Origin of the sequence: Stenotrophomonas sp. HMWF003, from assembly GCF_003061285.1 — a bacterium.
GTDB lineage: Bacteria > Pseudomonadota > Gammaproteobacteria > Xanthomonadales > Xanthomonadaceae > Stenotrophomonas > Stenotrophomonas maltophilia_AP.
In genome coordinates this window covers 1-8,644 of the sequence record NZ_QAIW01000399.1, presented here as the reverse complement: position 1 = coordinate 8,644, position 8,644 = coordinate 1, and the positions used below count along the sequence as shown (strand labels likewise).

Below are 8,644 nucleotides of genomic sequence, written 5' to 3'. Positions count from 1 at the left end.
CCGCCACTGCCTGGCCGATGGTTTCGGCGGGGGCGGATTTGGGGATGAAGCCGGCCGCGCCGAACTGCTGGGCACGGCGGATCACGCGGGGGTGGTCGTTGGAGGAGACGATGACCACCGGGATGTCCGGGTGCGCGCCGCGGACGTGCAGCAGCGAGGAAAACCCGCGGGCGCCGGGCATGGTGAGGTCCAGCAGCACCAGTTCGATTTCCGGGTGCTGGTCCAGTGCGGTTTCCAGCGTGGCGGCGCTGGCCACTTCGATCACCTGCGCCTGCGGCAGCGACTGGCGCAGGGAATGGACGACGGCCGCACGCAGCAGCGGGTGGTCGTCGGCGATCAGGACGGTGAGTTCGCTCATGCGGTCAATTGTAATGCGGTTGCCGGGTAGAGCCTGGGGGGATCGTTGTCATGGCGTTGCCGGGCAGAGCCCGGCACTACGTGGTGGCGGTTGTCAGCGGTCGTCGTGCTGCCGCATGCTGCCGCGCCAGGCGTCGAGGAACTGGCGGCGCTTGAGGCCGTCCAGGTACACGAGCAGGCCGGGGCCGAGCTGGATGGGGCGGTAGCTGCGTTCGGGCGAGCGGCCGCGTTGCTGGCCCTGCGCCGGCAGGATCGGCATCAGGCGGGCTTCGCGCGAGAGTACCTGCTGGCCGCGGGGCGACAGCAGGTAGTCGAGGAAGCGTCGTGCCTCGTCCGGATGCGGGCTGCTGCGGGGAATCACCGCGGTGCGCAGCACCACCAGCGTGTAGTCCTCCGGTTCAACGATGCCCAGCGGTGCGCCGGCTTCGATACGTGCCTGCGCGTAGGAGCCCAGCACGTTGTAGACCAGCGACAGTTTGCCGCTGCTGACCTGGTCGAGCAGCACGCCGGTGCGTTCTTCCAGGTGCACGCCGTTATCGCCCAGCGCGCCCAGCAGCGCACCGGCAATGCTGCCGCGCTGGCCGTCCTGGGTGGCCAGCAGATAGCCCACGCTGCTGCGCTCCACGTCGTAGGTGCCCACCCTGCCCTGCAGCGGCGCGTCCGGGGCGCGCAGCAGTTCCAGCAGTTGCCGGCGCGTGTGCGGTACCCGCGCGGCCGGCAGGGTGCGGGTGTTGTAGACGATGGCCACCGGCTCGTAGCTGATCCCGAACGCCTCGTGGCGCCACTGCGCCCAGGCGGGCAAGGCGTCGGTCTGCACCGAGCGATGCGGCAGCGCGTGGCCGTCGTTGACCAGCTTGGTCTGCAGGTCCATGCCGCTGCTGATCAGCATGTCCGGCGCCTGCGGACCACTGCGGTCGCGCAGGTAGCGCGCGTAGATGTCCTGGGTGATCACATCCTCGTAGAGGATGTCGGTGCCCGGGTGCAGGCGCTGGTAATCGGCAATCACCGTGGCGAACACCTCGATGTCGGTCGAGCCATGGATGCGCAGGTGCGCCACCGCCGGGCCCTTGGCCGGGAACCGCTGCACATCGCCCGGCGCGGCCAGCACCGGGCCTGCCCCCAACGTAAGCAACAGCAACAACCACGCGTACTTCATGCATGCATCCTCGGCAGGCGGATGGTGGCCACCAGGCCCCCTCCGACGCGGTTGCTCAGGTCGATCTGGCCCCCATGACTGTCCACCACGCGCTTGACGATGGCCAGCCCCAGTCCGGCGCCGCCGGCAGCGGCCCCTTCGCCACGCGCGAAACGCTCGAACACGCGCTCGGCGTCGGCTGCGGCAATGCCCGGCCCGTGGTCGGCGATGGTCAGCACCCAGTGCTGCGCCTCCTCGGTCAGCGCCACCTGCAGCGCGCCGTCGCCGCCGTACTTGAGGGCGTTGTCGATCAGGTTCTTGATGGCCTCGCGCAGCAGCAGCGCGTCGCCATGTATCCAGGCCGCCTGCGCGCTCACCGCCAGCTGCACGCGGGGGGCCGGAAGTGCCTGGGGCAGCGCTTCGTGCAACGCCTGGTGCACGGTTTCGGCCAGGTCCACTGGGGCGAAGCGCTGCAGGTTGGCACGGTGGATCACGCTGGCGTCGCTGAGCAGCTGGTTGAGCAGGCGGCTCATGTGGGTGGCGTTGCGCTCGATGGCGTGCAGGCTGCGCCGCATGTCCTCGGGGTCTTCCTCGTCCAGCGCCAGCTGCGCCTGCGCGCGCAGCGCGGCCAGCGGCGTGCGCATCTGGTGCGCGGCCTCGGCCATGAACGCCCGCAGCGTTTCATTGCTGCCCTGCAGGCGGCCCATGAAGTGGTTCAATGCGCCCACCATCTTGTCCATCTCGCGCGGCACGCTGGCGTCGAGCGGTTTCAGGTCGGACGGTTCGCGACGGGCCAGCTCGCGCTCCATCCGCACCAGCGGGCGAAGTGCGCGGTGCACGCCCAGACCCACCAGGGCCAGCGACAACAGCGACAACACCGCGATGGCCAGCAGCGCACGGGTGACCATGTCCTGCGCCAGCGCTTCGCGGGCGCGCCGGGTCTGGCCCACCTGCACCCGCACCTCGCCCTGCGCCGATGGCGAGGACACCCGCCGGGCCACCACCACGAACCGCACCTGCTCGCCACTGTAGGGGGCATCGAACAGCTGCGGGCGGTCGCTGGGCGCGTGCGGCGGACGTGGCAGATCCGCGTACCCGGTCACCGTCTGGTCGCGTGCGTCGGACACGCGGTAGAACACGCGGTCCTCCGGTGCCATCGCCAGCAGGTCCAGCGCGGCATACGGCAGGTCCACCTGCCACTGCGCCTCCACCAGCGCCACCGAGTCGATGATCGACAGCGCCGAAGACACCAGCAGGTGGTCGTAGGAACGGTTCGCGGCACGTTGTCCGTAGGCGCGCGCGCCGAACAGCAACGCCACCGCGAACAGCGCCAGGAACGCGCCCAGGTACAGCCACAGCGTGTGCCGGATCGAACCGGAGGTGCGCGGGTCAGTGGTCATCGCCGCCTGCACTGCCGGCGTGGTCGCCCAGCGCTTCGAGCAGGTAGCCGCTGCCGCGCACGGTGACGATCCGCAGCGGTGCGTCGGCCAGCTTGCGACGCAGGCGGCCCACGTAGAGTTCGATCGCGTTGGGGCCGGCCTCGTCGTCGAAGCCGAACAGGCCATTGCCGATCTCGTCCTTGGCCACCACCTGGCCCAGCCGGCCCATCAGGATTTCCAGCAGGCGGTACTCGCGGTTGGGCAGTTCGATCGGCTGGCCGTCCAGGCTGACCCGGTGCGAGGCGTTGTCGAACTGGAACGCGCCGATCTGCACCACTTCGCTGGCCTGGCCGCGGGTACGCCGCAGCAGCACCCGGCAGCGCGCCTCGAATTCGCGGAAATCGAACGGTTTGCCCAGGTAGTCGTCCGCGCCCACGTCCAGCGCCTGCACCCGGTCTTCAATGCCGTCGCGCGCGGTCAGCATCAGCACCGGGGTGCTGTCGCCGCGCTCGCGCATGCCGGCCAGCACGCGCAGGCCGTCGAGCTTGGGCAGGCCGATGTCCAGCACCACCAGGTCGAAGCTCTGGTAGCGCAGCACGCTGGCCGCGGCCAGCCCGTCGCTCTGCCAGTCCACCGCGTGGCCACTGCGGCGCATGCGGCGGACGATGGCATCGGCCAGGTCCGGGTTGTCTTCCACCAGCAGCAGGCGCATCGGGTCAATTCGTCGTAGGTGCACGAATGCTAGCGCGAGCGGCCGCTGCCGTGGGCTTCGCTGCAGTGCACAAACCCCTGACAGGTGGATGACAGCTTCCCGGCACTAGGCTGCGCCATCGCGTCGCAGTCCCCTGCCACGCCATTGCCGACATCACGCACTGACGTACCTGGGAGGGTCCGTGGAACTGAACTCACTGCGCTGGCGCACGCCGGCTGCCTGCACCCTGCTGCTGCTGACCGCGCCGGTCTGGGCGGCCGAGGGCACCGACGATGAACGCCCGGTCACCGCCACTGTTGGCGGCCGCCTGCACCTGGATTTCGCCGACTTCAGCAACGACAGCCGCGGCACCCCCAACAAGGACGACACCGAGATCCGCCGCGCCTGGGTGGATGTGTCGGGCAAGTTCTTCGTGGTGGACTACAAGCTGGAAGCCGACTTCTCCGGCGACCGGGTGGAAGCCAAGGACGTGTTCGTCAGCCGCAGCTTCGGCGACGCCGGCAAGCTCACCGTGGGCCAGTTCAAGCAGTTCTTCTCGCTGGACGACCGCACCAGCTCCAACTACGGCACCTTCCTGGAACGCGGCAACGCCGGCACCACGCTGGCCCCGCTGTACCGGCTGGGTGCCTCGTGGCAGGCCGCGCACGGTGACATGACCTGGGCGGCCAGCGCCTACAGCCTGGAGAGCATCGATGCCTGGCAGGTCAAGGGCCGCGCCGCCGGTGGCCGCGCCACCTGGGCACCGGGCGCCACCGCCGGCGAGGTGCTGCACCTGGGCCTGTCGCTGGCCCACGAGCGCTACGACAATCCCGGCGCCAACGGCGTACCCGGGCTGAGGATCCGCCCGCGCCCGGCCGGCCACCTGTCCGACAACAGCCGCCTGACCCTGGTCGACTTCTCGGCCGGCCGCGACACCGACGTCAACAAGTGGTCGCTGGAATACGCGCAGGTGCGCGGCCCGTTGTCCTGGCAGGGCGAGTTCAGCGGTGCCACCTTCGACGACGGCAGCCAGCGCGGCAAGGTGCTGGCCGGCTACGGCCTGGTGAGCTGGTTCGTCACCGGCGAGTCGCGCGTGTACGACCGCAAGACCGGCCGCTTCGGCCGGGTCAAGGATTTCCAGCACCCCGCCGGCGCCTTCGAAGTGGCGCTGCGCTACGACCAGATGCGCGGCGACCAGCACCTGATCGGCCAGCCGGACCTGCGGGATGCACAGACCGAGGCATGGACGCTGGGCGGTAACTGGTACATGCGCCCGAACCTGCGCTTCATGCTCAACCTGATCGAAAGCCGCAACCGCGACCGCCTGGCCGCGACCACGGTGGACCGTACCCGCGCGGTGACCGGCCGCCTGCAGTTCGATTTCTGATTTCTTCCTTCCGCACTACCTCTCCAGGAGTCTGCAGATGATGCTCAGCATCCTCGGCTTTGGCATGGTCATTACGTTCATGTACTTGATCATGAGCAAACGGCTGTCGCCCCTTGTTGCCCTGATCACCATTCCGATCATCTTCGCGCTGCTGGGCGGCTTCGGTGCCGACATCGACGAGATGATGCTGGAAGGCATCAAGAAGATCGCGCCGACCGGCGTGATGCTGATGTTCGCCATCCTGTACTTCGGGGTGATGATCGACGCGGGCCTGTTCGACCCGCTGGTGCGGATCATCCTGCGCTTCGTCAAGGGCGACCCGATGAAGATCGTGCTGGGCACGGCGATCCTGGCGATGCTGATCTCGCTCGACGGCGACGGGTCGACCACCTACATGATCACCGTGTCGGCGATGCTGCCGCTGTACCAGCGGCTGGGCATGAACGCGTTGAACATGACCTGCGTGACCATCCTCGCCGGCGGCGTGATGAACCTCACCCCGTGGGGCGGGCCGACCGCACGCGCGGCCACCGCGCTGCACGTGGACCCGGCAGACGTGTTCGTGCCGCTGATTCCCTCGATGGTGATCGCCTGCGCCGGCGTGCTGCTGCTGGCCTGGTACCTGGGCCTGAAGGAGCGCCGCCGCCTGGGCGTGGTCAGCCTGCCGCAGGGGGGCAGCTGGATGGACAACAGCGTGTCCGATGACGGCAACGCGCTGCCCACGGTGGAAGACGCCGAAGACACCAAGCGGCCCAAGCTGCTGTGGGTGAACCTGGCGCTGACCCTGGCGCTGATGACCGCGCTGATCATGGGCGTGCTGCCGATGCCGGTGCTGTTCATGGTCGGCTTCGCCATCGCGCTGGTGATCAACTATCCGAACCTGGCCGAGCAGCGCCGCCGCGTGGTCAACCATGCCGGTAACGTGCTGTCGGTGGTGGCGCTGATCTTCGCCGCGGGCATCTTCACCGGCATCCTCAACAACACCGGCATGGTGGAGGCGATGTCGCACAGTTTCCTGGCGATCATCCCCGACAGCTGGGGCCCGTACCTGGCGGTGATCACCGCGATCGCCTCGATGCCGTTCACCTTCTTCATGTCCAACGACGCCTTCTACTTCGGCGTGCTGCCGATCCTGTCCGAGGCGGCCGGCAACTACGGCATCACCCCGGTGGAGATGGCCCGCGCCTCGCTGGCCGGCCAGCCGGTGCACCTGCTCAGCCCGCTGGTGCCCTCGACCTACCTGCTGGTGGGCCTGGCCAAGGTGGAGTTCGCCGACCACCAGAAGTTCACCCTGAAGTGGGCCATCGCCATCTCGATGCTTCTGATGCTCGGCGGCCTGCTGTTCGGCCTGTACCCGCTTGCGTCCTGATCCGCCTACCAAGGAGCGTTCTGCCATGACCCTTCGCATCGCCTACGTCACCAGCGGTATGGGCAGTGTCGGCACTGCCATCTGCCAGAAGCTGGCCCGCAACGGCCACACCGTGGTGGCCGGCTGCGCACCGAACTCGCCGCGCAAGGCCGGCTGGCTGCGCGAACAGCGCGAGCTGGGCTTTGATTTCATCGCCTCGGAGGGCAACGCCGCGGACTGGTCCTCGACCGTGGCCGCCTTCGCCAAGGTCAAGGCCGAGGTCGGCGAGATCGACGTGCTGGTCAACAACGCCGGCGGCAGCCGCGACGTGCTGTTCCGGCAGATGAGCCCGGACGACTGGAACGCGGTGATGGGCTCGAACCTGCATGCGCTGTTCAACATCACCAAGCAGGTCATCGACGGCATGGCCGCGCGCGGCTGGGGCCGGATCGTGAATATCGGCTCGGTGAGCGCGCACAAGGGCCAGATCGGCCAGGTCAACTTCGCCACCGCCAAGGCGGCCATGCATGGCTTCAGCCGGGCGCTGGCCAATGAGGTGGCCACCCGCGGGGTGACGGTCAATACGATCTCGCCGGGCTACATCGCCAGCCAGTCGATCAGCAGTTTCCCGCCGGACGTGCTGGACCGGTTGGCCGGCTCGGTGCCGATCCGCCGCCTGGGCAAGCCGGAAGAAGTGGCCAGCCTGTGCGCGTGGCTGGCCTCCGATGATGCGGCGTATGTGACCGGTGCGGATTATGCGGTGAACGGTGGCCTGCACATGTTCTGATGTTTGACGCGTCGGGTTGACGCGTGACCTCCCCCACGAGGTGGCCGCGACGCTGCGAGGCGTTGCGGCTTTTTTTTGTACGCGGCACCGGCGCGTGCTCGCCGTTGGTCGACACGCCATGAAACGCCACGTCTGCACACCATCAACCGATCGATGCACAGCGGCGCTGCTCGTTGGCCCGCGCACAAGTCGGGTGACCACAGTCACACATCAGTCTCTTTGCACGTTTTCCCAGCGAAAATCACGCTGGATGCGACATTCTCCAGCTACGCGCACTGACCCGCTTCGCTTCTAATCCACGTACAGCATCAGCCACTTCTTCGTGGCCAGTGGATCAGAAGGACTCACGCATGTCGCATGAAATCGCAGTGGCCGCCAAGGCCCACTCGCAGCATCGCTTGATCGACATCGTGTGGGGGCCGGAGGCCGGCGCTGCTCCGCTGCTCCCGCAGCACATCGACTACCGCGACAGCCTCAGCGGCGACTTCCAGCTTATCGCCGCATGCGTCGCCTCCCGTCCCGATCTCGACACCAGCGCGCTGCCCGGCCGCTCCATCGGTGTCGGGCTCATCAGCGCGCAGGGCCGGCGACGCCGGCTGACCGGCATCATCACGGGCGCGCACCGCGCAGGCCTGCATGGCGGCCTGCCGCAGGTGAACCTGCAGATCGGCTCGGCACTGGCTCTGCTGGCGCACCGCCGCGCCTGCCGGGTCTTCCAGGACATCAGCGTGCCCGACATCGTGGCGCTGATCCTGGACGAGCACCGGTACCGCAATCCACGCATTGCCGCCGCGTTCGAGCACACCCGCCAGCTGCTGCGCGAGCACCCTCCGCGCTCCTACTGCGTGCAGTTCAATGAGAGCGACCATGCTTTCATGGAGCGACTGCTGGCCGAGGAAGGCATCAGTTACCACTTCCACTTCAGCGTGGACCAGCTGCAGCCGCGTCACTGCCTGCACCTGAGCGACAGCGGCCTGTTCGACCCGGACCGAGCCCGGCCACTGCGGTACCGCACCGCGCTCACCGAGGACCGCGACGACGATCTGCAGGAGTGGCAGGAACGCCACCACCTAGTGCCGTCGACGGTGACGTTGTCCAGCTATGACTACGCCAGCGCGCAGGTTCAGCAGGGCAGCGACGACTCTGTGCTGGATCGCGAACTGCCCGCCAGCGATGCCACGCTGGGTCTGCAGGCGCATGAAGCGCAGACGCTGTACTACGCGAGCGGCAACCAGGACCTTGACCGCTATGCTCGCTTGCGCATGCAGGCGCGGGAGCTGCGCGCACGCACATGGCTGGGTGAGGGGCAGTTGCGCACCCTGGTCACCGGCGACGCCGTTACCATCGAGCAGCACCCGTTGCATGCAGCGCAGGCAAGCGCGGGGCGCAGCTTTCTGGTCACGGGCATCCATCTGGAAGCGTGCAACAACCTGCCCGATGCGGTGCCTGCCGGCGACGGCGAGGGCCTCACGCCCGGCCAGTGTCGCACCCGGTTCCGCGCAGTGCCGCATGACCAGACGGTGGTACCCGCGTACGCCGACCGCCTGCACCGCCCCACCG

The 8,644-nt window shown here is 68.3% G+C and carries 8 protein-coding genes; 4 read left to right on the top strand and 4 right to left on the bottom strand.

Annotated features, from left to right (window positions below; genetic code table 11):
* The 4 genes from DBR34_RS23700 to DBR34_RS17150 all read right to left on the bottom strand — a co-directional run.
* Window positions 1-358, bottom strand: a 358-nt coding sequence (locus DBR34_RS23700) for a response regulator transcription factor (RefSeq protein ID WP_258224060.1), incomplete at its 3' end; no start/stop codon positions are given.
* 93 nt (window positions 359-451) lie between these two features.
* On the bottom strand, window positions 452-1,513 hold the full coding sequence (locus DBR34_RS17160; RefSeq protein ID WP_128097687.1) for an ABC transporter substrate-binding protein: 1,062 nt from the start codon (window positions 1,511-1,513) through the stop codon (window positions 452-454).
* Window positions 1,510-2,892 (bottom strand): sensor histidine kinase, encoded by a 1,383-nt coding sequence (locus DBR34_RS17155; RefSeq protein ID WP_128097686.1) that lies wholly within the window; start codon window positions 2,890-2,892, stop codon window positions 1,510-1,512. Before DBR34_RS17155 ends, DBR34_RS17160 begins: the two co-directional genes overlap by 4 nt.
* Window positions 2,882-3,583, bottom strand: coding sequence for a response regulator transcription factor (locus DBR34_RS17150; protein ID WP_128097685.1), 702 nt, complete (start codon window positions 3,581-3,583; stop codon window positions 2,882-2,884). The genes DBR34_RS17155 and DBR34_RS17150 overlap by 11 nt, the downstream gene beginning before the upstream one ends.
* A 181-nt stretch (window positions 3,584-3,764) precedes the next feature.
* Here DBR34_RS17150 and DBR34_RS17145 point away from each other — a divergent pair, with 181 nt between their 5' ends.
* The 4 genes from DBR34_RS17145 to DBR34_RS17130 form a co-directional block, all read left to right on the top strand.
* Window positions 3,765-4,949: a porin gene (locus DBR34_RS17145; RefSeq protein WP_181394058.1), complete on the top strand. Its 1,185-nt coding sequence runs from the start codon at window positions 3,765-3,767 to the stop codon at window positions 4,947-4,949.
* 40 nt (window positions 4,950-4,989) lie between these two features.
* Window positions 4,990-6,318, top strand: a complete 1,329-nt coding sequence (locus DBR34_RS17140) for a CitMHS family transporter (RefSeq protein WP_038691835.1) — start codon at window positions 4,990-4,992, stop codon at window positions 6,316-6,318.
* Between the two features lie 25 nt (window positions 6,319-6,343).
* Entirely contained in the window at window positions 6,344-7,084 is a 741-nt protein-coding gene (gene phbB / locus DBR34_RS17135; RefSeq protein ID WP_128097684.1) for an acetoacetyl-CoA reductase, read from the top strand.
* A 368-nt stretch (window positions 7,085-7,452) separates the two neighbouring features.
* Window positions 7,453-8,644 (top strand): type VI secretion system Vgr family protein (locus tag DBR34_RS17130; protein WP_181394057.1); only part of this gene is annotated, 1,192 nt, incomplete at its 3' end.

Excerpts from the sequence above, each read along its gene's own strand:
- phbB (WP_128097684.1), top strand. The coding sequence starts at position 6,344 with ATGACCCTTCGCATCGCCTACGTCACCAGCGGTATGGGCAGTGTCGGC.
- DBR34_RS17140 (WP_038691835.1), top strand. The coding sequence starts at position 4,990 with ATGCTCAGCATCCTCGGCTTTGGCATGGTCATTACGTTCATGTACTTG.
- DBR34_RS17160 (WP_128097687.1), bottom strand. The coding sequence starts at position 1,513 with ATGAAGTACGCGTGGTTGTTGCTGTTGCTTACGTTGGGGGCAGGCCCG.
- DBR34_RS17155 (WP_128097686.1), bottom strand. The coding sequence starts at position 2,892 with ATGACCACTGACCCGCGCACCTCCGGTTCGATCCGGCACACGCTGTGG.
- DBR34_RS17150 (WP_128097685.1), bottom strand. The coding sequence starts at position 3,583 with ATGCGCCTGCTGCTGGTGGAAGACAACCCGGACCTGGCCGATGCCATC.